Origin of the sequence: Sphingomonas kyeonggiensis, from assembly GCF_030812785.1 — a bacterium.
In the GTDB taxonomy this organism is placed as follows: domain Bacteria; phylum Pseudomonadota; class Alphaproteobacteria; order Sphingomonadales; family Sphingomonadaceae; genus Sphingomonas; species Sphingomonas kyeonggiensis_B.
This window is the reverse complement of sequence record NZ_JAUSTJ010000001.1, coordinates 795,990-822,959: the sequence shown is the minus strand read 5'-3', so window position 1 is coordinate 822,959 and position 26,970 is coordinate 795,990. Positions and strand designations below refer to the sequence as shown.

Annotated in this window: 27 protein-coding genes, 1 tRNA gene and 1 pseudogene; 15 read left to right on the top strand and 14 right to left on the bottom strand. The window is 68.1% G+C overall.

Annotation, left to right across the window (positions count from 1 at the left end):
• Positions 1 to 8 precede the first annotated feature (8 nt).
• Positions 9 to 785 (top strand): alpha/beta fold hydrolase, encoded by a 777-nt coding sequence (locus tag J2W22_RS04120; RefSeq protein ID WP_307116992.1) that lies wholly within the window; start codon positions 9 to 11, stop codon positions 783 to 785.
• A gap of 2 nt (positions 786 to 787) precedes the next feature.
• Here the strand turns inward: J2W22_RS04120 and J2W22_RS04115 are convergent, their stop codons facing one another.
• Positions 788 to 1,705 (bottom strand): LysR family transcriptional regulator, encoded by a 918-nt coding sequence (locus tag J2W22_RS04115; protein ID WP_307116991.1) that lies wholly within the window; start codon positions 1,703 to 1,705, stop codon positions 788 to 790.
• Between the two features lie 112 nt (positions 1,706 to 1,817).
• On the opposite strand from J2W22_RS04115, the gene J2W22_RS04110 reads away from it, so the two are divergent.
• The 4 genes from J2W22_RS04110 to J2W22_RS04095 are packed head-to-tail and all read left to right on the top strand — an operon-like array spanning position 1,818 to position 4,991.
• On the top strand, positions 1,818 to 2,618 hold the full coding sequence (locus tag J2W22_RS04110) for a type 1 glutamine amidotransferase domain-containing protein (RefSeq protein ID WP_307116990.1): 801 nt from the start codon (positions 1,818 to 1,820) through the stop codon (positions 2,616 to 2,618).
• Positions 2,619 to 2,677: 59 nt separating this feature from the next.
• Entirely contained in the window at positions 2,678 to 2,971 is a 294-nt protein-coding gene (locus J2W22_RS04105) for a putative quinol monooxygenase (protein ID WP_307116989.1), read from the top strand.
• Between the two features lie 16 nt (positions 2,972 to 2,987).
• A complete protein-coding gene (locus J2W22_RS04100) occupies positions 2,988 to 3,998 on the top strand; it encodes an aldo/keto reductase (RefSeq protein WP_307116988.1) in 1,011 nt (336 codons plus the stop codon).
• Positions 3,999 to 4,022: 24 nt separating this feature from the next.
• Complete coding sequence (locus J2W22_RS04095) at positions 4,023 to 4,991, top strand: hypothetical protein (RefSeq protein WP_307116987.1); 969 nt, start codon at positions 4,023 to 4,025, stop codon at positions 4,989 to 4,991.
• A 92-nt stretch (positions 4,992 to 5,083) separates the two neighbouring features.
• Here the strand turns inward: J2W22_RS04095 and rtcA are convergent, their stop codons facing one another.
• The 6 genes from rtcA to J2W22_RS04065 form a co-directional block, all read right to left on the bottom strand.
• Positions 5,084 to 6,109 carry an RNA 3'-terminal phosphate cyclase gene (rtcA, locus tag J2W22_RS04090; RefSeq protein WP_307116986.1) on the bottom strand — a complete coding sequence of 342 codons (1,026 nt, stop codon included), beginning with the start codon at positions 6,107 to 6,109 and terminating at the stop codon, positions 5,084 to 5,086.
• Positions 6,106 to 6,909, bottom strand: a complete 804-nt coding sequence (locus J2W22_RS04085; RefSeq protein WP_307116985.1) for a nucleotidyltransferase domain-containing protein — start codon at positions 6,907 to 6,909, stop codon at positions 6,106 to 6,108. Before J2W22_RS04085 ends, rtcA begins: the two co-directional genes overlap by 4 nt.
• Before the next feature lie 12 nt (positions 6,910 to 6,921).
• A complete protein-coding gene (locus J2W22_RS23470) occupies positions 6,922 to 7,164 on the bottom strand; it encodes a CPCC family cysteine-rich protein (RefSeq protein WP_373422936.1) in 243 nt (80 codons plus the stop codon).
• Positions 7,165 to 7,291: 127 nt separating this feature from the next.
• Complete coding sequence (locus J2W22_RS04075; RefSeq protein WP_307116983.1) at positions 7,292 to 8,518, bottom strand: RtcB family protein; 1,227 nt, start codon at positions 8,516 to 8,518, stop codon at positions 7,292 to 7,294.
• A 706-nt stretch (positions 8,519 to 9,224) separates the two neighbouring features.
• A complete protein-coding gene (locus J2W22_RS04070; protein WP_307116982.1) occupies positions 9,225 to 10,775 on the bottom strand; it encodes a vWA domain-containing protein in 1,551 nt (516 codons plus the stop codon).
• 17 nt (positions 10,776 to 10,792) lie between these two features.
• Positions 10,793 to 10,870: transfer RNA gene (locus tag J2W22_RS04065), tRNA-Pro, on the bottom strand.
• Between the two features lie 231 nt (positions 10,871 to 11,101).
• On the opposite strand from J2W22_RS04065, the pseudogene rtcR reads away from it, so the two are divergent.
• The 10 genes and pseudogenes from rtcR to J2W22_RS04015 all read left to right on the top strand — a co-directional run.
• Positions 11,102 to 12,661 (top strand): annotated as a pseudogene (rtcR, locus tag J2W22_RS04060) (RNA repair transcriptional activator RtcR); the annotation flags it as partial.
• A 275-nt stretch (positions 12,662 to 12,936) separates the two neighbouring features.
• A complete protein-coding gene (locus J2W22_RS04055) occupies positions 12,937 to 13,263 on the top strand; it encodes a TrbC/VirB2 family protein (RefSeq protein WP_307116980.1) in 327 nt (108 codons plus the stop codon).
• Entirely contained in the window at positions 13,264 to 13,548 is a 285-nt protein-coding gene (locus tag J2W22_RS04050) for a type IV secretion system protein VirB3 (RefSeq protein WP_307116979.1), read from the top strand. It abuts the gene before it with no gap.
• Positions 13,527 to 15,881: a VirB4 family type IV secretion/conjugal transfer ATPase gene (locus tag J2W22_RS04045; protein WP_307116978.1), complete on the top strand. Its 2,355-nt coding sequence runs from the start codon at positions 13,527 to 13,529 to the stop codon at positions 15,879 to 15,881. The genes J2W22_RS04050 and J2W22_RS04045 overlap by 22 nt, the downstream gene beginning before the upstream one ends.
• Positions 15,878 to 17,113 (top strand): type IV secretion system protein, encoded by a 1,236-nt coding sequence (locus J2W22_RS04040; RefSeq protein ID WP_307116977.1) that lies wholly within the window; start codon positions 15,878 to 15,880, stop codon positions 17,111 to 17,113. Before J2W22_RS04045 ends, J2W22_RS04040 begins: the two co-directional genes overlap by 4 nt.
• Complete coding sequence (locus J2W22_RS04035; RefSeq protein WP_307116976.1) at positions 17,110 to 17,916, top strand: virB8 family protein; 807 nt, start codon at positions 17,110 to 17,112, stop codon at positions 17,914 to 17,916. Before J2W22_RS04040 ends, J2W22_RS04035 begins: the two co-directional genes overlap by 4 nt.
• Positions 17,913 to 18,605, top strand: a complete 693-nt coding sequence (locus J2W22_RS04030; protein WP_307116975.1) for a TrbG/VirB9 family P-type conjugative transfer protein — start codon at positions 17,913 to 17,915, stop codon at positions 18,603 to 18,605. Before J2W22_RS04035 ends, J2W22_RS04030 begins: the two co-directional genes overlap by 4 nt.
• The gene (locus J2W22_RS04025) at positions 18,605 to 19,696 is read left to right on the top strand and encodes a TrbI/VirB10 family protein (protein WP_307116974.1); all 1,092 of its coding nucleotides are present in this window, start codon (positions 18,605 to 18,607) and stop codon (positions 19,694 to 19,696) included. The genes J2W22_RS04030 and J2W22_RS04025 overlap by 1 nt, the downstream gene beginning before the upstream one ends.
• Positions 19,697 to 19,758: 62 nt before the next feature.
• Positions 19,759 to 20,685, top strand: a complete 927-nt coding sequence (virB11, locus tag J2W22_RS04020; protein WP_373422960.1) for a P-type DNA transfer ATPase VirB11 — start codon at positions 19,759 to 19,761, stop codon at positions 20,683 to 20,685.
• The gene (locus tag J2W22_RS04015) at positions 20,682 to 21,080 is read left to right on the top strand and encodes a TrbC/VirB2 family protein (protein WP_307116972.1); all 399 of its coding nucleotides are present in this window, start codon (positions 20,682 to 20,684) and stop codon (positions 21,078 to 21,080) included. The genes virB11 and J2W22_RS04015 overlap by 4 nt, the downstream gene beginning before the upstream one ends.
• 6 nt (positions 21,081 to 21,086) lie before the next feature.
• Here the strand turns inward: J2W22_RS04015 and speD are convergent, their stop codons facing one another.
• From speD to J2W22_RS03980, 7 genes are read right to left on the bottom strand one after another with little or no spacing between them, the layout of a single operon-like run.
• Positions 21,087 to 21,431, bottom strand: coding sequence for an adenosylmethionine decarboxylase (gene speD / locus J2W22_RS04010; protein ID WP_307116971.1), 345 nt, complete (start codon positions 21,429 to 21,431; stop codon positions 21,087 to 21,089).
• Positions 21,428 to 23,038 carry an FAD-dependent oxidoreductase gene (locus J2W22_RS04005; RefSeq protein ID WP_307116970.1) on the bottom strand — a complete coding sequence of 537 codons (1,611 nt, stop codon included), beginning with the start codon at positions 23,036 to 23,038 and terminating at the stop codon, positions 21,428 to 21,430. Before J2W22_RS04005 ends, speD begins: the two co-directional genes overlap by 4 nt.
• On the bottom strand, positions 23,028 to 24,563 hold the full coding sequence (locus J2W22_RS04000) for a polyamine aminopropyltransferase (protein WP_307116969.1): 1,536 nt from the start codon (positions 24,561 to 24,563) through the stop codon (positions 23,028 to 23,030). Before J2W22_RS04000 ends, J2W22_RS04005 begins: the two co-directional genes overlap by 11 nt.
• The gene (locus J2W22_RS03995; RefSeq protein WP_307116968.1) at positions 24,556 to 24,768 is read right to left on the bottom strand and encodes a DUF350 domain-containing protein; all 213 of its coding nucleotides are present in this window, start codon (positions 24,766 to 24,768) and stop codon (positions 24,556 to 24,558) included. The genes J2W22_RS04000 and J2W22_RS03995 overlap by 8 nt, the downstream gene beginning before the upstream one ends.
• A gap of 10 nt (positions 24,769 to 24,778) precedes the next feature.
• The gene (locus J2W22_RS03990; protein ID WP_307116967.1) at positions 24,779 to 24,925 is read right to left on the bottom strand and encodes a hypothetical protein; all 147 of its coding nucleotides are present in this window, start codon (positions 24,923 to 24,925) and stop codon (positions 24,779 to 24,781) included.
• The gene (locus J2W22_RS03985) at positions 24,922 to 26,280 is read right to left on the bottom strand and encodes a DUF4178 domain-containing protein (RefSeq protein WP_307116966.1); all 1,359 of its coding nucleotides are present in this window, start codon (positions 26,278 to 26,280) and stop codon (positions 24,922 to 24,924) included. Before J2W22_RS03985 ends, J2W22_RS03990 begins: the two co-directional genes overlap by 4 nt.
• A gap of 10 nt (positions 26,281 to 26,290) precedes the next feature.
• Positions 26,291 to 26,965: a DUF4178 domain-containing protein gene (locus J2W22_RS03980; RefSeq protein WP_307116965.1), complete on the bottom strand. Its 675-nt coding sequence runs from the start codon at positions 26,963 to 26,965 to the stop codon at positions 26,291 to 26,293.
• Between the last annotated feature and the right edge of the window lie 5 nt (positions 26,966 to 26,970).

The window sequence follows — 26,970 nt, the reverse complement described above, 5'->3', positions numbered from 1 at the left end:
AGTGTGAGATGAACAAGCTGATCGCAGCGCTCGCCTCCGCGAGCCTGATCACCAGCGCCGCCCCGGCCCTTGCGGGAGACGATAGCAAGCATCCGACGATCATCCTCGTCCATGGCGCGTTCGTCGACGGATCGGGCTGGGCCGGCGTGTACAGGGTCCTGCGCAGGGACGGCTATGACGTGATCGTCGTGCAGAACCCGACAACATCGCTCGAGGACGATGTCGCGGCCACAAGGCGCGCGCTCGCGACGATCCCGGGCAAGGCAGTGCTGGTCGGCCATAGCTATGGCGGGATGGTGATCACCGAGGCGGGATCAGACCCGAAGGTGCGCGCCCTCGTCTATGTCGCCGCCTTCGCGCCGGACCAGGGGGAGTCGGTCGCCTCGATCACCGCCAGCGCCCCGCCGGGTGCGCCTGCCCTGCCGATCGTGGCCGGCCCCGACGGCACGCTGACGCTCGACAAGGCGCAATTCCCCGCGCTCTTCGCCGGCGACGTGGCGCCCGAGACGGCGAAGTTCATGGCGGATTCGCAGCAGCCCTGGGGTGCACGGGCGCTGGAGGGCAAGATCACCGTGCCCGCCTGGAAGACCAGGCCGAGCTGGTTCCTGGTGCCGCAGGACGATCGGATCATCCCGCCCGCAGGCCAGCGCGGCATGGCGCAGCGCGCCCGCGCGACGCTCCGCGAAGTTCCTGGCAGCCACGCCATCTTCCTATCGAAGCCGGAAGCGGTCGCCGCGCTGATCGAGGAGGCGGCCGCAAAGGCGGCGGCCGAGCCGGCCCGGTGAGCTCAGGCTGCCGGGGCCGGGATCGACACCTGGCGGATCATCTCGCCCACCAGCCCCCGCAGCCAGCGATGCGCCGGATCGTGGCGGTAGCGCACATGCCAGGCCATCTCGACCGGGAAGGTGCCGAGATCGACCGGGGCGGGCAGGATCCTGAGCCGCGGATCCTGCGCCAGGCGGTGGCAGATCAGCCTGGGCAGCGTCGCGATATGATCGGTCACCGCCACCATCTCGGCCACCGCGAAGAAGTTGGTGACCGAGATCGCCACCTCGCGCTTCAGCTGCTGCTGCGCGAGCGCCTGGAACAGGCCGGCACGCATCCGCCCAGGCGGCACGACGTTGACATGCTTCAGCCGCTCGAACTGTTCGCGCGAGATGCTGTCGCCGATCTCCGGATGGTCGGCGCGCACGACGCAGGCAAGGCCTTCGTCGATCAGATGCTGGACGACGAGATTGTCGGGCGGGTCGACGATGCGCCCGAGCACCATCGCGGTCGTGCCCGAGGTCACCCCGGTCTCGGCAAGGTCGTTGCCATAGGGCGTCAGGCGCAGCTTGACCCCGGGCGCCACCTGCTGGAGCCGCGCGACGATCGCGGGCACGAGCACGAACTCGACATAGCCATTGGGCGCAATGGTGAAGAGCCGCTCGGCGCTGGCGGGATCGAAATCCTGCTGGCCGAGCACCGTGTCGTCGAGCGCGGCCAGCGCCTCGGATATCCGCGGCGCCAGCTCGAGCGCGATCGGGGTCGGCTGGATGCCGTAGCGCTCGCGGATGAAGAGCGGGTCCTGCAGCATCGCGCGCAGCCGGGCGAGCGCGTTGGAAAGCGCAGGCTGGGTCATGCCGAGCCGCTCGGCCGCGCGCGTGACGCTGCGCTCCTCCATCAACGCGACGAAGATCGGCAGCAGATTGAGGTCGTAGCGCATGAGATATCTTCTCAAGCATATAACTGAAATCAAGGAAATAAAGTTCTGGAATGACTGATCGGCGCGCATATCGGCCGCGTCCACTCGGGACAGCAAGCGAATGGAGGCTCAGATGGCCAAGGGTACAGTGCTCGTGATCGGTTCCAACGCCACCCGGATCGAACTGCAGGGCGGTGGCTGGGCACCCACCGGTCAATATCTCAACGAAACCGTCGTCCCCGCGATGGCGCTGATCGATGCCGGTTATGACGTGGTGCTCGCCACGCCGGACGGCACCAAGCCGCATATCGACGAACTGTCGGACTCGGCGGGCCATTTCGGCGGCGACGAGGCTGCGCTCGCGCAGGCCAGGGCATTCTGGGCGAACGATCCCGCGATGAACGCGGTGCGGACGCTGGGCGAGGTGATCGCGGAGGGCCTGGACGGTTATGCCGGGCTGTTCTTCCCCGGCGGCCATGCTCCGGCAGTCGACCTGATGCAGGATGCGGAGGTGGGTGTGATCCTGCGCCATTTCCACGAACGCGCCAAGCCGACCGCGCTGCTCTGCCACGGCCCGATCGCCGTCGCCGCGGCGATGCCGCACGCCCGCGAGTTCCGCGCCGCCCTGATCGCCGGTGATACCGCAAAGGCCGCCGAATGGGCCAAGGGCTGGCAATATGCCGGCTACCGGATGACGGTGTTCTCGACGAGCGAGGAGAAGATCGTCGAGGACAATGTCCTGCACGCGCAGCTCTACTTCTACATGCCCGATGCGCTGCGCATCGCCGGCGGCGAAGTGATCACCGGCGCGGCCGATTTCGAGCCCCATGTGATCGTCGACCGCGAGCTGATCACTGGCCAGAACCCGCGTTCGGACCACCCCATCGCCGCGGCGCTGGTCGAGGCGCTCGACCGGGCGCTGATCGCAGCGTGAGGACGCGGATGACCGGTGGGGCGCTGCGCCGCCTCGCCGGTCCGGCAGGGAAGAGGCACATGTCCAATTTGAAGATCATCGCGATTCTCACCGTGCGCCCGGGCAAGACCGAGGCGTTGCGGGCGCTGCTCGAGAGCATGCTCGCGCCGAGCCGGGCCGAGCCCGGCAACCTCCACTATGACCTGTGGCAGGATCGGACGGATTCCGCCCGCTTCGTGCTCGACGAGCTCTATGCCGACGAAGGCGCCATCGCCGCGCACCGCGCCAGCCCGCATTTCCAGAATTATCTCTCGCAGATCGAGGACCTCGCCGAGCGCACGCCATTGACGCTCGATCCGGTCGCGGTCGCCTGAAGCAAGGATCCCCATCATGGCACTCAAGGACATCATCGGCAGCCCGCTCGGCTTCGGCGCGGCGCCGCTCGGCAATATGTTTCGCGACATTCCCGAGGACGAGGCGCTCGCCACGGTCGAGGCCGCCTGGAACGACGGCATCCGCTATTTCGACAACGCCCCCTTCTACGGCGCCGGCCTGGCCGAGATCCGCATGGGTGAGGCGCTGAAGGGCAAGCCGCGCGACGAATATGTGATCAGCACCAAGGTCGGCCGCGTCGTGCTCGACGAGCTCGAGGACGGCCCCCGCGACAATGGCGAGAAGGGTGCGGTGTTTGCGCATGGCCGCCCCAACAAGGTGATCAACGACTATTCGGCCGACGCCACGCTGCGCTCGATCGAGGACAGCCTGAAGCGGCTGCAGACCGACCGCATCGACATCGTCTGGGTCCACGACATCGCGCAGGATTTCTATGGCGACGACTGGCTGGCGACGTTCGAGACAGCGCGGACCGGCGCCTTCAAGGCGCTCGACCGGTTGCGCGACGAGGGCGTGATCAAGGCCTGGGGCCTGGGCGTCAACAAGGTCGAGCCGATCGAGCTACTGCTCGACCTCGACGGCCCCCGCCCCGACGGCTCGCTGCTCGCCGGCCGCTACACGCTGCTCGACCATGGCCGCGCGCTCCAGCGGCTGATGCCCAAGGTGGCGGAGCGCGGGCTCGGCATCGTGGTGGGCGGCCCGTACAGCTCGGGCGCGCTCGTCGGTGGACCCAATTTCGAATATGCGCCTGCCACTCCCGCGATCCTCGACAAGGTGGCGCGGATCAAGGCGCTCGCCGACCGCCACGGCATCAGCATGAAGGCGGCCGGACTGCAGTTCGCGCTCGCCAACCCCGCCGTCGCCGCAGTCATCCCGGGCGCCAGCCGCCCCGGCCGCATCGCCGAGGACCGCGCCGCGCTCGACGAAGCCATCCCCGGCGACTTCTGGCGCGAGTTGCGCGCCGCCGGGCTGGTCGATCCCACCGCTCCGCTCCCGATCGCGTGCTGATATCCACGTCGCAGGAGACGATCGATGTTTTTCCCCTTGCTCGGCTTCGCGCTGCTCGAACAGCCGGTCACCGCTTCCGATCGCTTCGAGGCACAGGCGCGCGCCGCCTGTGCCTCGCCGGTCGGGACGCGCCCCGGGCTGCCCGGGATCACGATCGAGGCGATCGGCGCGGCCGGCACCGACCTGCCCCATCTGCACATCACGGATCGCGTGAGCGGCGGTTCGATGCATGCCTATTACGATCCCATCTCCGAGCACGCGGCATGGTCGCGGGCGGCCTGTCTCGGCGCGCAGATGCGGCTGCTTCATGCCGAGACCGGCGCGGTCTGGCGGAATGCCCGCTGGTCCTCGGTCGTCTTTACCGCGCATGCCGACTATATCCCGCCGCGCAGCGCGTCCGAGAAGCGCTGGACAATCGCCACCGCGCCGGATGGCTCGCTCACCCCCGCCGCACAGCATATGGCCGTGGTGGTGATGCCGCACGAGCAGGTCCATGCCTTCCAGAAGCGCCTGGGTGCGGACACGCCGCGCTGGTTTCATGAGGGGCATGCCCAGTGGATCAGCCGCAAGGTCGTAGCGGTCCTTGCGCCCGAGGCGGGTCGCGAGGATGCACGCCAGGGCGCCCAGGCGCTCGAGTCTTCGACCGAGCCGGTAGCACTGGCGCGCTGGGGTGGCATGCAGGTGAAGCCCGAGGCGATCCTGCGCCAGGTCGGCCCGGAGGAACGGGAGAAGATCAAGGCCGATCCGCACTATGCCCCGCCCGGGCCGTTCAGCTTCGGGCCGGGCGACATGGTTAGCGACGAACGCAACACCCCTGCGCGCTACGAAGCGGCATGGCGTGTGTTCGCCAGCCTGGAAGCCGCGCATGGTACGGCGCAGGTCGAAGCCTGGGCAGGGGAGCTTACGGCTGCGGGCGGTTCAGTCACGCCCGCGCGGATCCAGGAGACTGCGCAGGCGGCATTCCGGGAGGACCTGAGCCGTCGTCTGCAATAAACGCGGCATGGCCGCTACTGGCCAGCCACCGAGCCGTTGGTAGCCTCGTGCAAAAAGCGCCCGCTCCGTCGGATGGGGAGCGGGCGGAAGAATCAAGTGTCGCGCTTTCGCCGTACCAGGTGACAGCCATTCGACTGCTGTTCGAACACCCAGCGCTGCCCCGTAAAGCGCCCGATAATGTCCCGTGCGGTAAGCGCATGCTGGCTCGGCTTCACCGTAGTGAAGGAACCACCGCCCGCCAGCGTAAAAGGCAGCAAAAGCTGGTCGGCCAAATAAGGCCCTGCGAACGCATCCGACGCCAGAAATCCGGCCATGCGATGCGCCGCCGTCTTAGCGAGCGATTCCGCTGACACCCCCAACTTGCCGAAGCCGGCGACGATCTCAGTGGCATGCTCGAAGACCGCCTCGAGCAACAACACATTGCCCGGGCCTTGTTCGTCCGGGAGTTGTCGCACAGCGAAAACATCCTCGGGCCAGTCCGGAAGAAACTTGCGCGCAGTCGCAATCTCGCGCTCGGCAATGTTGGGCGCCAGCGCCGCGAACAACGCAGTACCCGATACCGACCGAAGGGCGCCGCGATGGAGGCAATCGACCGGCGACAGCGTGCCCGGCACAATATCTACCTCGATCCGTCCCCCACCACGCGGATAGAAGCCGTGGCGGACCAGCCGCATTTCGATTTGCGCACCCATGCGGCGCACGATCGGCACGAACGCTTTCGCCATGAAGTCGAAGGGTGGCGCCAGCATATTGTGGGTGCCACCCTCAAGGACGAGCCGCGAGGGGCCGCCGGCCAACAGTAACGGCATGAGCAGCGTCTGGAAGACCAGCCCGGTGCTCCCCGCAGTACCCACGGCGAAATGATACTCGCCGGGCGTGACGCGGCCTGGCATGAAGCTGAAGTCGGACGCACCGACCGCCACGCCCTCGCAAACGGCACCACCGATCGCGCATGCCGCCTCGATCGCCGTGACGTGCTGGCGCATAAGCCCCGGTTTCTCGCGCTTGCCGCGCGCATTGATGATGCGGAAGGGCTGGCCGGTGACGAGCGACAGCGCGCAGCTGTTGCGCACCACCTGCCCGCCACCTTCGCCTTCCGATCCGTCGATGATGATCATGTATTCACCAGTTCCAGGAAGAGTTGATTGGCGCGATCGACAAAGCGATCGCGCCGCTTGCGCACCGGCAGATCGCCCGCCCGTTCGAGCTCGCCGCGGATCAGCGCGTCGATCTCAGGCAGGCGGGTGCCGTTGGCACGCTCGTTGGTGCGCGCCTTGGCGGTGACCAGCGCCTCGATCTGCTCGACCAACATGGCCGGCAGATCGCCGGCGGCGACCAGCGCCTGCAGGTTCATCGGCGGCCGCGCATCCGGGTTGAGCCGGATCGCGCGGATCGCCAGCGCGGGACGAAGCGCGTAGAAATACTTCTTCACCGGCACGTCCCCCTCGCCGTCCAGCCAGCGGTCCGCCGCCAGCTTGCCCGAGCGCGCATAATGATAGGCGATCGCCCGCGGATCGAGCAGATCGTCGGCCAGTTCGGCGAGCCGGGCGACGAAGGGATCGTCGGTCCGGTAGCGGATCGGCGAGAGCATCCACTCGCTCACCACGGCGTTCGACTTGAGCAGCAGGCCGAGCGCCTTGCGCACATCCCAGCCGTTCAGGTCGATCTCGTCCTCGATCGGGGTCTCGATCACGTCGCGGCCGGGCGCGAGCGACAGATACCATTCGCGCGGGCGCACATAGAGGAAGCGCACGTCATAGTCGCTGTCGGGCGAGGGGAAGCCCCAGGCGCGCGAGCCGGACTCGATCGCCAGCAGCAGGCGCACGCCATGTGTCGCCTCGATCGCGTCGAGCCGGGTCTCGATCTCCTGCCGGACGGCGGGAGCGATCGCTGCAGAGGAGTAGTTGGTCACAGACATTGTTCGGTCCAGCTATTTGTTTCCTTCCCGCGTCCAGCGGGGACTGGCGTGCAATTGCGCCTCCAATGCCGCATTTTTGGCGAAGCGGCGCCGAGCCTCGGCGAGGCTCAGATCACCGTTCGGGCCGCCGCGCACGACATCGGCATCGGCATCTCCCTGGCCGTCGTCCTCCCAGCCACAAATCTGGCAGATCTCGAAGCCGCCAGGATCGGTCAGGGCGGGTGAGCGACAACAAGGGCATGGCGCCAGGGTCATGAGCACTGCTCCACGATAAGGGATGGTGGTGCGCGATCGGCGCGGGCGACGAGAGCTTTTGCCCGCGGCTGCTTGCGCAGCCGGTGAAACGGGGCGGCATGCCACCGGCATGCCGCTTGATCCCGTTTCACCCCTTCACGCACACCACCTGCTTGAGCGTATGGACGATCTCGACCAGGTCGGCCTGCGCCGCCATCACGGCCTCGATCGGCTTGTACGCCTTCGGCGTTTCATCGATCACGCCTTCGTCCTTGCGGCACTCGACGCCCGCGGTGTCGCGGATATGCTCGTCGAGGCTCACCAGCTTCTTGGCCGCGGTGCGGGACATGATGCGCCCCGCGCCGTGGCTGCAGCTGTCGAACGATTCCGCATTGCCCAGGCCGCGCACGATGAACGACTTGGCGCCCATCGAGCCGGGGATGATCCCCAGCACGCCCTTGGCCGCGCGGACCGCGCCCTTGCGGGTGACCAGCACATTATCACCGAAGTGATTCTCGCGCTGGACGTAGTTGTGGTGGCAGTTGACTGCCTCCATCTCCGCATCGAACGGCTTGGCGATCTGGCTGCGCAGCGCGCGGATGACGTTGGTCATCATCATCCGCCGGTTGAGCGCCGCGAAGTCCTGTGCCCAGCCGACCGCCTCGACATAATCGTCGAAATGGTCGGTCCCTTCCGGGAAATAGGCCAGGTCCTGATCGGGCAGGTTGATGTGCCACTTGCGCATGTCCTGCTTGGCCAGTTCGATGAAGAACGTGCCGATCGCATTGCCCACGCCGCGCGATCCCGAATGGAGCATCACCCATACGCGCTGCTCCTGGTCCAGGCACAGCTCGATGAAGTGGTTGCCCGTGCCCAGCGTCCCCAGATGCACCAAATGATTGGTGTTCTTCAGACGCGGATACTTTTCCGTGATCCGATCGAAGCGCTGCGCCAGCGTGGCCCAGGCCTCGACGATCGCCGCGGGCGGATCGCCCCAGCTGCCCTGGTCGCGCTTGCCGCGGCCGACCGAACGGCCATGCGGCACCGCCTGCTCGATCGCGCTGCGGATGCCCTCCAGATTGTCGGGCAGGTCGCTCGCCACCAGCGAGGTGCGTGCCGCCATCATGCCGCAGCCGATGTCGACGCCCACCGCCGCCGGGATCACCGCGCCCTTGGTCGGGATCACCGAGCCCACGGTCGCGCCGATGCCGACATGGACGTCGGGCATCGCGGCGACGTGCTTGAACACGAACGGCATCTGCGCCGCCCGCGCCAGCTGCGCGCGCGCGCCGTCTTCCACGGGCACGCCGCGGGTCCACATCTTGATCGGCACGCCGCTCTCGACGTGCTGGATATCGTACAAAGTCTCGGTCATCCTGACCTCCTGCAAACGCGATCATGGTGCCGGCGACGAGCGGTGGCGAGACGTTTTGTGCTGAGCTATCCGGTTGCCCGGAGGCGGAATTGAACCGCCGACCTCTCGCATCGCTGCGGGTGCTCTACCCTGTAGTCCCGCCGGCATTCGCCGACTTGAATGGGGTTCCGGCGGCGAGGAGTGCGATGGACGTTCCCCGAAGGGACACGTTGAAGGTGTAGTCCATCGCGGCATCCGCCGGAGTGTTCTGGTGCTGGCGACGAGGTGTTGGTGAGATATGCCTTGTGCTCTATCCATTTGAGCTACGGACGTTGCCGCCCGGCCGGAATCGAACCGGCATTCCCAGGGTCCTGATGTAGTCCCACCGGTATTCGCCAGCGTAAATTAGGTCACGGCGACGAGATTTGGGAAAGACTGCCCCGAAGGGCCGGTGCTCTATCGCTGAGCTACTGCTCCCGAAGGAGCAGGCGGGACTCAAACCCGCGACACCCGCATTACCAATGTAGTCCTTGCCCGGCATTCGCCGTGATGTTGATGTTGGGCCGTGGCGACGAGGGGTGACGAGACTGTCCTTGAGCTACCGCTGCAACGGGGGACTCAAACCCCACCTCCCGTTCGGCCAAAGCCTCCCGGGCGCTCTTTCCGGACTTTCGGGTTTCCCCTTGGAGCAATGTAATCCCGTCGGCATTCGCCACGGCCCTGATCTTCAGATCTCCACTTGCTTGACGATGCCCACCCAGTCGCGCGTGTCGCCCGAGACGAAGCGCGCGATCGTGTCGAACACCGCGTCGGAGAAGCCCCCGACATTGAGGATGTCTGCCCGTCCCTGCGGCGCCTGGCTGGTGCCGTAGGGCTGGATATCGATGCAGACGAGTTTGGCGGCCGGGTTGCGGCGCTTGATCTCGTTCCACTCGCGCAGCGTCGCGGTCGCCCCGCCCCGGACCGAATCGACCCAGGACTGGTTGTCCGAGACGATCACCACCAGGTCGACGGCAGCCCGCATCGCGTTGAGCATCGCCAGCGGCGCCGAGACATTGGTCCCGCCCCCGCCGATCGCGGCCAGCTTCGCCGCATTCACGGCGAGGCGCGCACGCGGATCGAGCTTGACGCCCACGACATGGTTCTCGAACGGCACCACCTGGGTCTCGCGGTTGGTCCGCAGCATCGCCGCCGCGACCAGGGCCGCGACATCGATGCATCGCACCGCCGACGAAGCCCCCTTGCGGTAGCCCGTCACCGGCGAGGCCATCGATCCCGACACGTCGGGGCAGACGACCACATGGCCCGGCACCTTCGGCACGCGGACGAGCGACTGCTCGAGCGCATCCTCCAGCGCCGCCTGGACCTTGAGCGGCACGCTCTCGCGCGCCTGGTCCAGCGCGACCATCAGCTGGTACGGCATCGGCCGCACCTTCGCGATCGCCTCCGCATCCGCCAGCCGCGCGGCCACCGCCTCGGCGACTCCCTTCACGTCGAACGCGCCGCTGCGCGCCAGCGTGTTGAGGTTCATCCGCAGCGCCTGCCACCCGATCCGGGTCGACAGCACCGCCCAGTCTTCCGCGGTCAGCGAGAAGGCGGTCAGCCACTCGAACGGGACCGGCGGCAGCGGGAGCGACCGATCGGCCTTCCACGCTTCGAACGCCGCGATTTCGGCAGGCAGCGCGGCAACATCATAGGGACGCCCGATCAGCCAGCCATAGAAAGCGCGCCGCGCCGCATCGGCGGGCTTGGGGTGGACCATGCGCACCACGTCCGCCAGGCTCGGATCCTGGCCGGTCGCCGCCGCCATCAGCTGCGGCATCGACGCCTGCTCCAGCCAGCGCTGGACCAGCCGCTTCGGCCGCGAGCCGAGCGAGGTGCGCCCGACCTGTCCCGAGCGCATGATCTGCACGAAGTTGCGCAGCATCCGCCCATTGTCGATCACCCGGTTGAACACCCGGATCGCGAGATCCGGATCGGCAACCGTCAGATACGCCGCCAGCAGTGCCGGCATGTCCTTCATCGCGCCGGACTGGCGGGCATAGACCGCCGCCTGCGCCACGAATTCGGGGTCGCAGGCCTGGGCCGCCGCCAGCACATCGGCCAGCTGCGTCTCGGCCGCGTCGTAGAACGTGTCGGCCAGCGTGCCGGTCGCGGCGATCTGGGCGAGCTTGTGCTCGGGCCCATAGCCGTAAGCCGGCGCTCCCGCCTGGTTCACCGTGTCCGTTGCCGGCATCAATCGTGCGATCGCCGAAGCGAACAGTCCCTTGTTGGCCATCGTCCAACTCCTCAACATGGTCAGGGCGGCAGGATTTGAACCTGCGACCTCCCGCTCCCAAGGCGGGCGCTCTGCGCAGCCTGAGCTACGCCCTGTGAATATGTTCGGGGGCGGCCAGCCCATTCCGGCCGCCCCGCATTTCCGCCGCCGGGCTGGAAGGTTCGACAACTCCCCGTCCGACACCGAAAACATTGCAGCGGGCGTGCCAATTTGCCGGAGGGACCGGAGGATTTCTCACAAGACACTGCTTTAACGCGATTTTATTCTCCTCCTCACCGGATCGAGGATTTTGACTGCAATCGAAGCGGTGCTATTTTCCTATCGATATGGATCGCTCTTTATCTTATCGTATAATCATGAAGCCCCTTACCGTGATCGGATTCCTCGGCTCCACGCTCGATGCGAGCAAGTTCGGGCCATCGCGCTGGAACAAGTGGCGCCCCTCGGTCGCGCTGACGATGCATGAGGACCTGCGCGTCGATCGCTTCATCCTGCTCCATGGCCGGCCGCACAGCCGCCTCGCCGAATATGTCGCGGAGGATATCCAGTCGGTCTCGCCCGAGACGCGCGTCGATTTGCGCCGGCTCGATTTCCACGATCCCTGGGATTTCGAGGAAGTCTACGGCAAGCTGCTCGACTTCGCCCGCGCCGAGCCCTTCGATCCCGATGCCGAGGACTATCTGGTCCATATCACCACCGGCACGCACGTCGCCCAGATCTGTCTGTTCCTGCTGACCGAGGCGCGCTACCTGCCCGGCCGGCTTCTGCAGACCCAGCCAGCCAAGCGCGCGGAAGATGGCGGCGCGCCGGGCCGCTGGACGGCGATCGATCTCGACCTATCGCGCTATGACAGCATCGCCACGCGCTTCGCCGCGGCGACCGAGGAAAGCACCTCGTTCTTGAAATCCGGCATCGCGACGCAGAGTGCCACCTTCAATCGCATGATCGACGAGATCGAGCGGGTGGCGTTGCGCTCAAAGGCGCCCATCCTGCTGATGGGCCCGACCGGGGCAGGCAAGAGCCAGCTTGCCCGCCGCATCTACGAGTTGAAGCGCCTCAAGCACCAGATCGCCGGCACCTTTGTCGAAGTGAATTGCGCGACCCTCAAGGGCGATGGCGCGATGTCCGCGCTGTTCGGACATCGCAAGGGCGCGTTCACCGGCGCGGTCGCTGACCGGCCCGGACTGCTGCGCACGGCCGACAAGGGAATGCTGTTCCTCGACGAGATCGGCGAACTGGGACTCGACGAGCAGGCCATGATCCTGCGCGCGATCGAGGACAAACGTTTCCTGCCCGTGGGCTCGGACAAGGAAGCGGCGTCGGAGTTCCAGTTGATCGCGGGCACCAACCGCGATCTGGGCGAGGCCGTGGCCGCCGGCACCTTCCGCGACGATCTTTATGCGCGGCTCAACCTGTGGACCTTCCGCCTGCCCGGCCTGGCCGAGCGGCGCGAGGACATCGAACCCAATCTCGACTATGAGCTCGACCGTTTCGCAGAGCGCGAGGGCGACCGCGCCAGCTTCAACAAGGAAGCGCGTCAGCGCTATCTCGCCTTCGCGACCGGCCCGGGCGCAAGCTGGCCCGGCAATTTCCGCGATCTGGCGGCGAGCGTCACGCGCATGGCGACGCTGAGCCCCAAGGGCCGCATCGACATGGACTGCGTCGAAGCCGAGATCGGGCGCCTGCAGCGCCTTTGGTCCGGCCAGCGTGACGACGGCACGGACTTGCTGAGCGAAATCCTGGCGCCCGTAGCCCTGGCCGAAATCGATCCCTTCGACCGCGTGCAGCTCGCCGAGACGATCCGCATCTGCCGGAAGAGCCGCTCGCTTTCGGAAGCCGGCCGCACGCTCTTCGCCGCATCGCGCACCCGCCGGACATCGGCAAACGATGCGGACCGGCTGCGCAAATATCTCGCCCGGTTCGAGCTGGATTGGCCTGGCGTGACCCAGGCCTGACCGTCGCAGCATAGCGGACCGGCGGCGTATCGAGGTGTTTGCTGGACGCTGCCAGCCGTACCGCAAGGAAAGTCGGGTTTGTCGCGGCCTGCACGATGGCCTAATCGGGCCCAAATCGGTGCGTCCGTGGCAAAATTGCCGGTTGCAGCCATTGGCAATCGGCCTCGCGCCGCGCAGTATTGGATTTCAATCGAAGGGGACTGGTTTTGTCGATCCGCACCAAGGGCCTATTGTTGCGCGCAAGCTGCGTTTCGGCGCTGCTTTCGCCCGCCACCGCTTGGGCTCAGGAGCTGACTGCCGATCCCGCCGGCTCGGGTGTGATCGTCGGCGCCGTGCAATGGCTGCAGGGCACCCTGCTGGGCACAGTGGCGACCGTGGTCGCGGTGATTGCAGTGGCGTCGGTCGGGCTGCTGATGCTCACGGGCCGGATCAACTGGCGCTACGGCGCCACCGTCATCCTGGGCTGCTTCATCCTGTTCGGAGCCGCGAGCATCGTCGCGGGCATCCAGACCAGCGCCCAGCTCGGCCAGTAGATGAACGGGCTCGAACGCGACCCCCTTTTCGTGGCGCTTACGCGTCCGCAGATGTTTGCGGGCGTGACCTATAGCTATTTCGTCGCCAACGCGATCATCGCCACCGAGCTGTTCCTGATCTTCAAATCGGTCTGGGCAGTGGTCGCGGCGCTCGTCATCCACCTGGCAGGCGTGCTCGCCTGCCTGCGCGAACCGCGCTTCTTCGACCTCTGGCTGGCGCGGGTGAGCCGTTGCCCGCGGGTGCGCAATCACAAGATCTGGCAATGCAACTCCTACCGGCCTTGACGCGCGATCCGAAGGTCGTCGCGCGTGAGGCGCCGGCCGGACGGCACCTGCCCTATGCCCGCCACGTCGACGATCATACGGTCGAAACGCGGGACGGCATGCTGCTCCAGGTGATCCAGCTGCGCGGCCTGTTGTTCGAGACCGCCGACACCGAGGAGCTCAACTATCGCAAGCGCCTGCGCGACGCGATGCTCCAGTCGATCGGCTCCTCGCGCTTCGCGGTCTATTATCATGTCGTGCGCCGGGCGATCGAGCCCGAGCTCGACGCCAGCTTTCCCGATGCCTTCTCGGCCCGGCTCGACGACGCATGGCGCGCGCGGCTGGCCGAGCGGCGGCTCTATACCAACGACCTGTTCCTCACGCTGATCCGGCGCCCGCTCCAGGGCCGGATGGGCCTGCTCGACCGGTTGCGCGGCACCCCGGCAGCCGCCAATACCGTGCACGACCTGCGCGCGCTCGACACCGCCCGCGAGGCGCTGGTCGCGTCGCTCGGCAGCTATGCGCCCAAGCTGCTCTCGGTCTACCAGACCCCGCAGGGCAATTGCTCCGAGCCGCTCGAATTCCTGTCCTCGCTCTACAATGGCGAGGTCCGGCCGGTGCTGCTGCCGATGCAGGATGCCGGCGCCTATCTGCCCTATCGCCGGATCAGCTTCGGGCAGGAGACGATCGAGCTCGGGGCAGCGGGCCCGTCTCCGCGCAGCTTCGTGGCGATGGTCTCGATCAAGGATTATCCGGGCCAGTCGGCGCCCGGCATGCTCGACGAACTGCTGCGCCTGCCCTTCGAAACCACCATCTCGCAGAGCTTCGGCTTCGTCGAGCGCCAGGTCGCGCTGTCGAAGATGAACCTGGCGCTCCGCCGGATGCGCTCGGCGGAGGACGAGGCGGTGAGCCTGCGCGCCGACCTGTCCGGCGCCAAGGACGAGGTCGCCGCCGGGCGCGCCGGCTTTGGCGAGCATCACATGACCATCGCGGTGCGGGGCGCGACGCTGGCTGAGGTCGACCAGGGCGTGGCCGAGGTGCAGGCGACGCTCGCCGATCTCGGCATCATCGCGGTGCGCGAGGAGATCGCGCTCGAGCCGGCCTTCTGGGCGCAGTTTCCCGGCAACTTCAAATATATCGCCCGGCGGGGGCTGATCTCGACGGCCAATTTCGCCGGCTTCGCCAATGGCCACAACCTGCCCCAGGGCCAGGCGGCGGGCAACCATTGGGGCGAGGCGGTGACCCTGCTCGAGACCACCGCGGCCGGCCCCTATCACTTCAACTTCCATCACGGCGACCTGGGCAATTTCACCGTGATCGGCCCCTCCGGCTCGGGCAAGACGGTGGTGCTCAATTTCCTGCTCGCGCAGAGCCGCAAGTTCGCCCCGCGCATCATCTTCTTCGACAAGGATCGCGGCGCCGAGCCGTTCCTGCGCGCGGTCGGCGGGCGCTACGACCTGTTACGGCCCGGCACGGCCTCGGGCCTCAACCCGCTCCAGATGGAGGACAACCCCGCCAATCGCCAGTTCCTGATCGACTGGGTCGCGCTGCTCGCCGGGGGAGCGGACATTGACGAGCTCGCCCAGATCAAGGACGCGATCGACGCCAATTTCGGCCAGCCCGCCGAACAGCGGCGGCTGCGCCATCTGGTGGCGCTGTTCCGCGGCAGCCACCGGCCGCATGGTGCTGACCTGTGGGCGCGCCTGCGGCCCTGGTGGGGCGACGGCGAGCGTGCCTGGCTGTTCGACAACGCCCGGGACCTGACCGACCTGACCGCCGACACGGTCGGGTTCGACATGACCCAGATCCTCGACGACGCCATCGTCCGCACGCCGGCGATGATGTATCTCTTCCACCGGGTCGAGGAACGGCTCGACGGCACGCCGGCGATCATCGTGGTCGACGAGGGCTGGAAGGCGCTCGACGACGAAGTATTCGTCCGCCGGATCAAGGATTGGGAGAAGACGATCCGCAAGCGGAACGGCATCGTCGGCTTCGCCACGCAGAGCGCGCAGGACGCGCTCGAGAGCCGCATCGCCAGCGCGATCATCGAGCAGGCAGCGACGCAGATCTTCATGGCCAATCCCAAGGCGCGGGCCAGCGACTATATGGAAGGCTTCGGGCTCACCGAGCATGAATATGATCTGGTGCGCACCTTGCCGGACAATGCGCATTGTTTCCTGATCAAGCACGGCAATGAAAGCGTCGTCGCGCGTCTCAATCTGAGCGGCGAGCGCGAGCTGCTCACTATCCTTTCCGGCCGCGAGCGCACCGTGCGGCTGCTCGACCAGATCCGCGCCGAGCATGGCGAGGATCCGGCGGAATGGCTGCCCCGGCTGCTGGAGGTCGCATGACCTGCTCGGGCATCACCGACGGCGCCTATCTCCAGAGTGTCCTGACCTTCGTCGACTGCCAGGCGCAGACGATCGGCGCCGCCGGCTACCAGGCTGCAGCCGCACCGGGATCGCCGCTGTCGCTGCTGCTCACCGGACTGCTCACGCTGTTCATCGCCTTTTACGGCTATCGGCTGCTGTTCGGCGACACGCCGGGTGTCCGCGAAGGGGTGATGGCGCTGGTCAAGATTGGCGTGGTGCTCGCCCTTGCGACCAACTGGAACGCCTATCGCACGCTCGCCTATGACGTGACGATGCACGGCCCGGCCGAGCTTGCCGCCGGCGCGGGCGGGAGCGCCGGACTGCCGGGATCCAGCGGCGGGCTGGTCGTGCGGCTGCAACAGGTGGACAACGGACTGGTCGCGCTCAACGCGATCGGCACCGGCTCGAACCTGGTGGCCACCCGCGTGCGCACCGGCGCGGACGGGCAGCCGGTCGCCGTCGCCGAGCCCAATCCCGAGCCGCCGAGCATCGTCGGCCCCTTCGCGCTCGGCACCGCGCGCGCGACCTTCCTCACCGCGACCATCGCCGCCTATGCCGCGGTCCGGCTGGTCGCCGGCCTGCTGCTCGCGCTCGGCCCCTTCTTCATCGCGCTGCTGCTGTTCGAAGGGACGCGCAGCCTGTTCGAAGGCTGGGTGCGCGGGCTCGTCGCGGCGATGCTCGGCGCAGTGGCCGTGACGGTCCTGCTCGGCGTCGAGCTCGCGCTGCTCGAGCCCTGGCTCGCGGATTTGCTCCAGAAGCGCGCGGCGGGGCTGCCGATCGGCGGCGCGACCAACGAGCTGTTCGTGACCGCGCTCGCCTTCGGCCTGGCGCTGGTCGCCGGCCTCGGCATGGCGGCGCGCGTGGCGATCGGCTTCCGTCTCGGCGCAGTGTGGCGTGGCCTGGCCGAGCGGGCGGGCGCCGCCGCCGACGCAGTCGAGCGATCGCAGCCCGCCGGCCTTGCCGAGCGCCGCCAGGCCCCCGCCGCGCAGCATTCGCGCGCCGCCGCGGTGGCCGAGGCCGTGGCCCGCATCCAGCGCCAGGAAGCGGGCCTCGCCAGTACCGCAGCCGCATCGGGGGCCGCCGCACGCACCCCCGGTGCGACCAGCCTGCGCGACATGCCCGCAGGCGCGCCGACGCCGCTCGGACAGACAAATCGCCGGACCCGCAGCCGGGTCTCGGCCAGCGCCACACGACGGGATTACGGGAAATGAAGAACAAGGCGCGCGAGGGGCTGGACGCCTATTATCGCGAGGCCGGCAGCTGGGCCGAGGACAGCCGCGCCGCGCTCAGCGGATCGCGGCGCACCGCCTGGATCGTCGCCGGGGTCGCCAGCGCGATCGCCCTGCTCGAAGCCGCGGCGCTGATCGCGCTCACCCCGCTCAAGACGGTCGAACCCTATACATTGCTCGTCGACCGGCAGACCGGGTTCGTCCAAGCGCTGAAGCCGCTCGACGCCCAGCGCATCACTCCCGATTCTGCGCTGACCCAGTCCTTCCTCGTCCAATATGTGATCGCGCGCGAGAGCTTCGACGCGACCTCGCTCCAGGCCAGCTACCGCAAGGTCTCGCTCTGGTCCGAAGGGGATGCCCGCAACGCCTATGTCGCCGGCATGCAGGCCTCCAATCCCGACAGCCCGCTCGTCCGGCTGCCTCGGAGCAGCGTGGTCGACACCCGCGTGAAGAGCGTGTCGCCGCTCGGCAAGAACGCCGCAATGGTGCGCTTCGAGACGGTGCGGCGCGATGCGAACGGTGCCGTGCAGCCGGCCAATGCCTGGGTCGCGGTGATCCGCTATCGCTATTCGGGCGAGCCGCTGCAGCTCGAGGACCGGTTCGTGAACCCGCTGGGCTTCGAAGTGACCCGCTACCAGCGCAACGCCGAGGCGCTGCCGCCGCCCGAACCCGCCGCGACCGCGCCGGAACCCGGGCCCGCCGCCAGCCCGACGCCGACCGCACCGGCCGGGCCGGGGCTGCAGGTTGTGCCACGCCCGGCCCGGACCCCCGAGGTGGAGCTGTGAAACGCGCCGCCCTGCTTCTGCTGCTGATGCTCGCGCCCGGGGCCGCGAATGCGCAGGTCCGCCCGCAACCCGGGCAAGGCGATCCGCGCATCCAGACGGTCGACTATGCCCCCGACCAGGTCGTCCGACTCGAGGCTGCGCCGGGCTATCAGCTGATGCTCGAACTCGCGCCCGACGAGCATATCGAGAATATCGCGCTGGGCGACAGCGGCGCCTGGCAGGTCACCGCAAATCGGCGGGGCGACCGCCTGTTCATCAAGGCGGTCCAGCCCGGCGTCTCGACCAACATGACGGTGGTGACCGACACGCGGCTCTACAATTTCGAGCTCAACTCGCTTTCCGCACCGACGGCCGACACGGCCTGGTCGGTCAAGTTCCGCTATCCAGCCGCGGCTGGCCAGGCAGGTGCCCAGCCCGCCGCAGACAAGGTCGTCGGCCGCTACAAGGTCCGCGGCGATCCCGCGTTGCGGCCGAACGGCATCCATGACGACGGCATCCATACCTATGTCGAATGGCCCGAGGAGCGTGCGCTTCCCGCGATCTATGCGATCAACGATCAGGGCAAGGAAACGCTGGTCAACGGCATGATGCGCGACGGACGGATGGTGATCGACAGCGTGCAGGACCGGCTCGTCTTCCGGATCGACAAGCACAAGGCGCAGGCCGTGCGCTTCTTGGGCGACCGCTGATGGCGACGGTCCCGCCCCCCGCCAGCGATCCGCGCCCCGCAGTCGAGCCGAACATGCTGCCCGTGGTCGTACGGCCCCGCGCCGGCCCGCCCGCCTGGGTGCTGGTGCTCATTGTCGTCGGCATCGGCGTGGTGCTGTTCGCCATCCTCGACGCCCGCCGCCGCGCGCTGAGTTCCCCGGCCGTGCGCGCCCGCGCCGGCGAGGCGCTGTCCACGCCTTCCGAGGCCCCGCCCCTCTATGTGCCGCCGGTGCCCGCGCCCGTGCTGGTCGCGCCGCAACCCCTGCCGGCACCGACACCGGCACCGGCGCCGTACACCCCGCCACCGCCACCTGCGATCGTCTATCCCCAGCCGGCCTACACGCCGCCGCCGCCGGTCGCCCCCGCGCCTCCGCCGACCCGGACGACCACCGAGCCAGCGCTGGTGCTGGACACCACGGCCGGCACGCCGGGCCAGACAGGGCCCAATGCTGCCCAGCCCGCCGCACAGCAAACGGGAGGGCGGACGGCCGTCGCCGGTACGCGCACCAGCGCGGGCGTGCTCGCCAACAAGCCGACCACCGTGCCGCAGGGCACGCTGATCCCGGCGGTGCTCGAGACGGCGCTCGATTCGACCAGCCCCGGCCTCGCCCGCGCGCTCGTCTCGCGCGACATTCGCGGGTTCGACGGCAGCCGCATCCTGATCCCGCGCGGCAGCCGGCTGATCGGCGAATATGGCTCGGATACCGAGAGCGGGCAGAAGCGGATGCTGGTCAACTGGATACGCCTGATCCGCCCCGACGGCGTCACCATCGCGATCGGATCGCCGGCCAGCGACCCGCTCGGCCAGGGGGGCATCCGCGCCAGCGTCAATTCGCACTTCTTCGCCCGCTTCACCGGCGCGATCCTGCAGTCGGCGCTCGACGTGGGCGTCAACCTCGCCGCGCGCGCGGCCGACGGCCAGGTGATCGTGGCGCTGCCGGGCACGCTGGGCAGCGCCGCGCGCAGCCCCGCCCCCGCCGACATCAAACCTACGCTCAAGGTGAAGGCCGCCACGAGCATCTCGGTCTTCGTGGCCCGCGACCTCGACTTCACGGGCGTCGAGAGCCGGTGAGCGAGGCCGCCGCGATCGACGCCCAGGTCTATCTCCGCGCCTATCTCGCGCCGCTGACCGGCATGCTGGCGCGGCCCGACGTGACCGACATCTATGTCAACCGCCCGGGTGAGGTCTGGGCCGAGACGCTGGGCGGTGCGGTCGAGCGGCACGAGGCGCCGGGGCTCGACGTGCCGACGCTCGACCGACTCGCCCGCCAGATCGCGGCACTCTCGCACCAGGGGATCAGCCGCGAGCACCCGCTGCTTTCCGCCAGCCTGCCCGACGGCTCCCGCGTCCAGATCGCCGCGCCGCCGGCGACGCGCGGACCGATGGCGATCGCGATCCGCAAGCACATCTCGTCGGACCTGGGCCTGGACGACTATGTCAGCGCCGGTGCCTTTTCCGGCACGGTCCGCGGCACCACGCCCGGCAAGTCCGATACCGACCTGCGCCTCGCCGAGCTGCTCGCGGCGGGCGACGTCGCCGGCATGCTCGCCGCCGCGGTGAAGGCGCGCAAGAACATCCTCGTCTCGGGCGGCACCTCGACCGGCAAGACCACCTTCCTCAATGCGCTGATCCGCGAGATCCCGGCCGGGGAGCGGCTGATCCTGATCGAGGACACGCCGGAGCTGCACCAGCATCACGACAATCTGGTCGGCCTGCTCGCGGTGCGCGGAAGCCAGGGCGAGGCGCGGGTGACCGCGACCGACCTGCTCGCCGCCTCGCTGCGCATGCGGCCAGATCGGATCATCCTGGGCGAGCTGCGCGGTGAGGAAGCCTATACCTTCCTGCGCGCGATCAACACCGGCCATCCCGGCTCGATGACTTCGGTCCATGCCGATTCCGCCGAGCGCGCGATCGAGCAGATCGTGCTGCTCGTGCTCCAGGCCGGCACCCAGCTCAGCCGCGACGATGTGCGGCACTATGTGCGCAGCACCGTCGACGTCTATGTCCAGCTCCAGCGGGTCGGCGGAAAGCGCAGCGTCGCCCAGGTGCTGCTGGCGTGACGGCACTGGTCTATGCCTATGCGATCACCCCTTCGCTCGCCGATCCGGAGGGATCGAGCAGCCTGGCCGCGGCGGTCCGGTGGATCGAGCAGGTCGCGCTCGGCACCATAGCGACCAGCATCGCGGTGATCGCGGTGGCCAGTATCGGGCTGCTGATGCTCACCGGCCGCCTGCAGATCCGCCGCGGCGCCACGGTGATCCTGGGGTGCTTCGTGCTGTTCGGCGCGCCCACGATCGCGGCGGGCATCCTTGGTGCCGTCCGCTCGGGTCCGCAGGCCGCGGCCCCCGTGGTCATTTCCAGAGCGGTGCCGACACCCCCGCCGCTGCCCCTCCCGACACCGAAGGCAGCGCCTTCCTATGATCCCTATGCGGGAGCGGCGGTTCCCCCGCGATAGACCGATTCAGCCGCCGAAGTTCCGCTCGACGATCGAGGAATGGGCAATCTCGGCACCAAGGCCCGCCAGGATGGCATCGAGCCCGGCGGCAAGGTCATGCTTCGGCCCGCACATGAAGATGTCGATGCAGGCGGTGCCATATTCGGGCCAGGTGTGGATCGACATGTGCGATTCGGCGAGCAGAGCGACGCCGGTGACGCCCTGGGCCGGGCCGAAGCTGTGCAGGCGGATCTCGAGCAGCGTCGCGCCCGCCGCGGCCGCCGCCGCGATCAGGCAAGCCTCGATATGCGCCGCGTCATCCAGCCGGCTGCCGCCGGAAAGGTCCGCGATAAGATGGTGTCCGCTGGTCACAACAGGCTCTCATGGGCGTGGTGCAGCAGCGCCATCGCGCCTTCGGCCGCCCGCACGCCGTGATAATGGGCTTCCTCGAACAGCGACAGCCCGCTGAGATCGGAATGGGCGAGAAACAGCGGCGGCCGGGGCTGGTGCGCCTGGCCGCGTTCCAGGAAGCCCGGCGTCGGGCGGATCATCGCATGGCCCCAGCGCCACAGCGCGATCTCGCGGATCGCGCCGTCCAGCTCGGGATGCAGCGCCAGCAGATCGTCGCTCACGATGCGCTTCCACTCGTCGGCGCTGCGCTCGACGAGCAGGCGGCGCGCGGCGGCGGGTTCCATGTCGGAGAGCGGCAGGTACCAGGTCAGTACCGTACCCTGCGTGATCGCTGCGGGGCCCTGGTGCGTCGCGACGACATAGCCGAGCGAATCGCTGCTGCTCGACACATTGTCCCAGGCGAGCGGCACGCCGCGCCCGCCCGGCAGGCGATCGACGGTGACATTGGCGACAAGCCAGGGTGCGTAGCTGAAGGCCTTGGCGTCGCCGAGTTCGGGGCAGACCCGCGTGGCGATGAAGTGCGGCATAGCGAGGATGGCTGCACGGGCGCGGGTACGCACCGTGCGGCTCGCGGCGACGTCGAAGCTGTCGACCAGCACCTGGTCTGCGTCGCGTGCGACGTGGTGGACGATATGTCCGCGGGCGATGTTGTCCGGGAAGAAGCCGGCGAGGCGGGCCGTGAGCCGGCCATTGCCCTCGGGCCAGGTCAGCTCGTTCTCGCCGGCGCCATTGGCCGCCCAGCCGCGGCGGGCGGCAAAGTAATGAATGCCGGCCCAGGCCGAGACGGCGTACGGCTCGGTGCCATAGTCGTCGCGCATCGCATAGCGGACATGGGCGTGCAGCACCGGCGACGTCCAGCCCTGCGCGTCGAGCCAGGCGGCGAAATCCTGCTGGTCCAGCGCAGTGAGCGCCGGGTCGCGCGAGCTATAGGCGCTGGGCACCGCGAAGGCGGGTTTGTCGTCGCTGCCAACCCGCTTGGAGAAGTCGGCCATTGCGCGGTTGAAGGCGGCGAGATCCTCGCGGTCCTGGGCAGTCAGGCCGGTCCGCGGGATCAGCCCTTCCTGCCAGCGGCCCTGCCAGAACAGCCGTTCCTGCAGATCGGCGCAGAGCTGGGCGGGATCATAGACCGGCACGCCGTCCGCATCGCCGGCGATCATGCCGAGCTGGCGCAGCAGGTACTGGAGCGCCTTCGCCTCGCGGTTGGCGACGGGCAGGTAATGCGCGCCGAGCGGATAGGCGGAGACGGCGTTGCGGCCGCTGCGGGCGTTGCCGCCGACTTCGTCCTCGAGCTCGAGCAGCTGGAAGCGGGTGAAACCCGCATCGGCCAGCCGCCAGCCGGCCGACAGCCCGGCCACGCCACCGCCGGCGATGACGAGGTCAACCTCCTGCTCGACGCTAGGCGCGGGGAAATCGCCATCGCGCAGCCGGTGGCCTCGCGCCAGGTCCGCCCCACCGAGCTTGCCCAGGGGCAGCGCCGGCCGGCGGCCGAGCGCATAGGCCAGCCCGCCGCCCGCCGCGGCTACCACCACCGCGCCGAGCGCCAGCAAGCCGCGCCGGTCAGCCTTCATATTTGCCCCAGGCATCGGCGAACTCGCGCACCAGCACCTGGTTGTCGAGCCGGTTCACCGGCGTCGGCCGCCGGGCCATGTCGGGCGGGAAGTCGAACAGACGCTGGTCGATAGTCGGGGTCAGGAAGCGGCCACCGGGGAGGATGCGCGCCTGATCGGGGATCGCGCCGGCGGAGGCGAGAACGAAGCCCCATTCGCCGAAGCTCGGCACATAGACATGATAGCCGCGGGTCTGCAGCCCGGCTGCCTCAAGCGTGGAGGCGACGGTCCAGAAGGCATTGGGGGCGACCAGCGGCGAGGTGCTCTGCACCACCATCATCCCGCCCGGCGCGAGCAGCTCGCGCACCGCGCGGTAGAAGGTCTCGGTGTAGAGCTTGCCCACCGAATAATCGACCGGATCGGGGAAATCGACGACGATCGCGTCATACTGGCCGCTATTCTCGCGCGCCCAGCGAAAGCCGTCTGCGTTGATCACCGTCATCCGCTTGTCGGTGAGCGACCCGCGGTTGAGATGGGTCAGCGTCGGCGTATGCGCGAACAGGCTGGTCATCTCGCCGTCGAGATCGACCAGGGTCAGCTTCGCCACTTCGGGATGCCTGAGCACTTCCCGCGCGGCGAGCCCGTCGCCGCCGCCGAGGATCAGCACGTTGCGCGGATTGGCCACCCGGCCGAGCGCCGGATGCACCAGCGCCTCGTGGTAGCGATACTCGTCGCGCGACGAGAATTGGAGGTTGCCGTTGAGATAGAGGCGCAGATCGTCGTCGCGGCGGGTCAGCACGATGCGCTGGAACCGCGTCGTCTGGGCGTAGATCACCGGCTCCCCATAGCTTGCCACCTCGGCCCAGCGCTGAAGCCGGTCCGAGGCGACGAACCCCGCGATCAGGCCGAGCAGGATCAGCACGCCAGCGAGCTTCTCGACGCGGTAGCCGACGGCGCGCGGCAGCACAAAAAGCAGCGCCAGCGCGACCGCTGCATTGGCGATGCCGAACAGGAAGCCGGTGCGGATCATGCCGAGATGCGGCATCAGCAGCAGCGGGAAGAGCAGGCTGGCGACCAGCGCGCCGACATAGTCGAACGTCAGCACGTTGGACACGGTCTCGCGAAAGTCGAAGCCGCGCAGGATGCGGATCAGCAGCGGGATCTCGAGCCCGACCAGGAAGCCGATCGCCAGCACCAGCCCGTAGAGCGCCACCCGGAAATGCTCGACCAGCGGGAAGAGCAGGAACAAAGCCGCGGCCGAGCTGCCGCCGATCAGCGCGATCAGCAGCTCCACCCGGACGAACAGCCGCACCTCGTCGCGCTTCACATAGCGCGAGCACCAGCTGCCCACGCCCATGGCGAAGAGATAGGAGCCGATGACGGTGGAGAATTGGGTGACGCTGTCGCCAAGCAGATAGCTGGCCAGTGTGCTGGCGAGCAGCTCGTAGATCAGCCCGCAGGTGGAGACGACAAAGGCAGACGCAAGCAGCGCCGCTGCCGGAGCGGACGTGCGGAACCTTGGATGGGCAGGATCGCCTTCAGCCATGGATGGCGGCGGCGACGATCATCGCGAGCCCGATCGCGACCGCGCCGGCGAAGACCGCCACCGCGACATTCTGCTTCTCATGGATCTCCTGCCACAGCTTGCCCGGGGTGAGCAGGTCGAGGACCACGAAACCGACGGCGAAGACGACGATGCCGATCACCGCATAGAGCAGGGTGGAGAGCAAGGCGGGTAGAGTGGTGACCATATCCGACTCCCTATTTGTGGGTGGGACCGTAGATGCCCGCATGCGCGCGGGCGCGACCGCCCTCGGCAAAGGGCGACCAGGCGAAGATGCCGCTCAGCACGAACAAGGCGACGACGCCGAGCGACCAGAGGCCATAGAGGAAAGTACGCGGGTTCATTCATCGTCCTCCGATGCGCCCAGCGCGGCGAAGCCCGTGGGCGCGAAATCGCTCTCCGCCTGGCGGGCCTTGTCGAACTGGATGTGGCGGATCAGGCCGATCAGCAGCGGCAGGCCGAGCAGGATCAGCGCGATCCAGAAGCTGGACAGGAAGAGCGCGCCGGTGCGCACCTCCACCACGACCTCGGGCTTGTTCACCGGCGTCATCCAGCCGAGATCCTCGGGCATGCCGACATAACGCGGACTGTAGAGCGAGCCGCTGCTCCAGCGATTGCCCTTGTAGTCGACGACCAGATCGTAATCCCCCGCCGGCACGCTCGCCACCGAGACCGAGGAGCCGCGCGAGCCCTCGGTCCAGGGCCCGTCGGAATCGCTGCCGGAATAGCGTTCGGCGGCGCCATACGCCTCATAGACCTGCTGCGTCCTGCGATCGACCAGGCTGTAATCGAGATCGACCCAGCCATTCTCCAGCGTCGGCACGTCGGCGCGGATCTCGACGCGCTGATACAGATGGCCGAAATGGATCGGGCCGAGCGTGACCGTGCGCTCGCTGCCGTCCGGCGCGACGGGGAACCGTCCGGCGCTGGTCCAGCTCGTGCCGCCAAATGCCAGGATCAGCACGGCGAGCAGCAGGAACATGCCCGCGAAGATCTTGAACCCCATGCCCAGCCAGGCAGCGTTGGGCGAGGGCTGGTGCGGCATGGGCGGCCAACTGGCCCCCTTCCGGACGCCGAACGCATCGGCCATTTCCTTGTGAGTGAGCAGCACCGAGCGGGTCCAGCTTACTTCATGTGCATTCTTCTCGCGCGAGAGCATCGCGCCGGGGCGTGCCCAGTCGGCGCCGACCACTTCCTCGCCCACTGCCACGCGCCAGTAGAATTCGCCGAGCACGTAATCGACGCGTGCGGTGCTGTCCTCGTAGAAGCGCTGATAGGTCTGGTTGCCCAGACGCAGCGTCTCGTAATCGTCGCGGAGCGGGGTGACGGTCAGCTGCTCGCCCAGGCTCCAGCCGCGGCCGTCGGTGATCAGCCAGCGATAGCCATGATAGGGATTGAACAGGAGATATTCGTCCCAGGCCCCGCCTCCATAGGCCGAGCGCTGCATATAGCCGATCGCTTCCCATTCGACTCCGCGCAGCGTGCCACGCGAACCGAGCGGGATCTCCAATGCCTCCGCCGCCTGGTTATATTGGGCGATCAGCTTCACCTGCGGATCGGCGACGTCGAGGATCGAGCTGCAATATTGGCAGACGACGCTCACCGAATAGCCGGCCGCGCGCAATTCGACCGAGCCGCCGCATGCCGGGCAGGCCAGCGCCTTCACCGCCGGTGCGGCGGGCAGCTGGATATCGGCCACGGGCTGCATCTCAGGCTGCATAGGCGGGGAGCGCCCAGCCTTCGAACGCGCGCAGCCCGGTCGGGGCGAGGTCGGCGAGCGTCACATATTGGCCCTGATAGAAGGTCGTGGCGAGCGCATCGCGCTGCAGCGTCGCGCACTCGCCCTTCGCCCCGCGCAGATCGACGCTGTAGAGCTTCCAGCCGGTCGTCGGCGTGAAGGGAAGCTCGCCCTCGGCAGCGACGCAGATCACGTCGCGCGCATCGACGATCGCGAGCTTGCGCGCGTCGAGCGTGATCTCGGCACCCGGCATGGCTTCCTTGCCCCTGGCGATGTCCTTGAGCGTGCGCGTCTGAACCTCGCTGAACGGGCGTTCGCGCAGCAGCATGAACTGGCCCATCGCATCGCCCAGCCAGGCATGGCTCCCGTCGCCGAACAGCAGCAGCCATTCGTTCCAGGCGCCGTCGGTCCACGCCCAGCGGACCCGGCCGATCACTTCGAACGGCTGATCCTCGATCCGCCCGCGCATGCCGATCTGCACCGGACTGACGTCGAAGGGCAGCGGCGAGGACTTGCCGACTACCATCACGCCGCCATCGTTACGGGTGAGCAGGCTATGGCAATAGCCGCAGACGCGCGCCGGCAGGGCCGCCGAACGAAACACGACCTCGGCACCGCAATTGGGGCAATTGAAGCTCAGGCTCATGACGA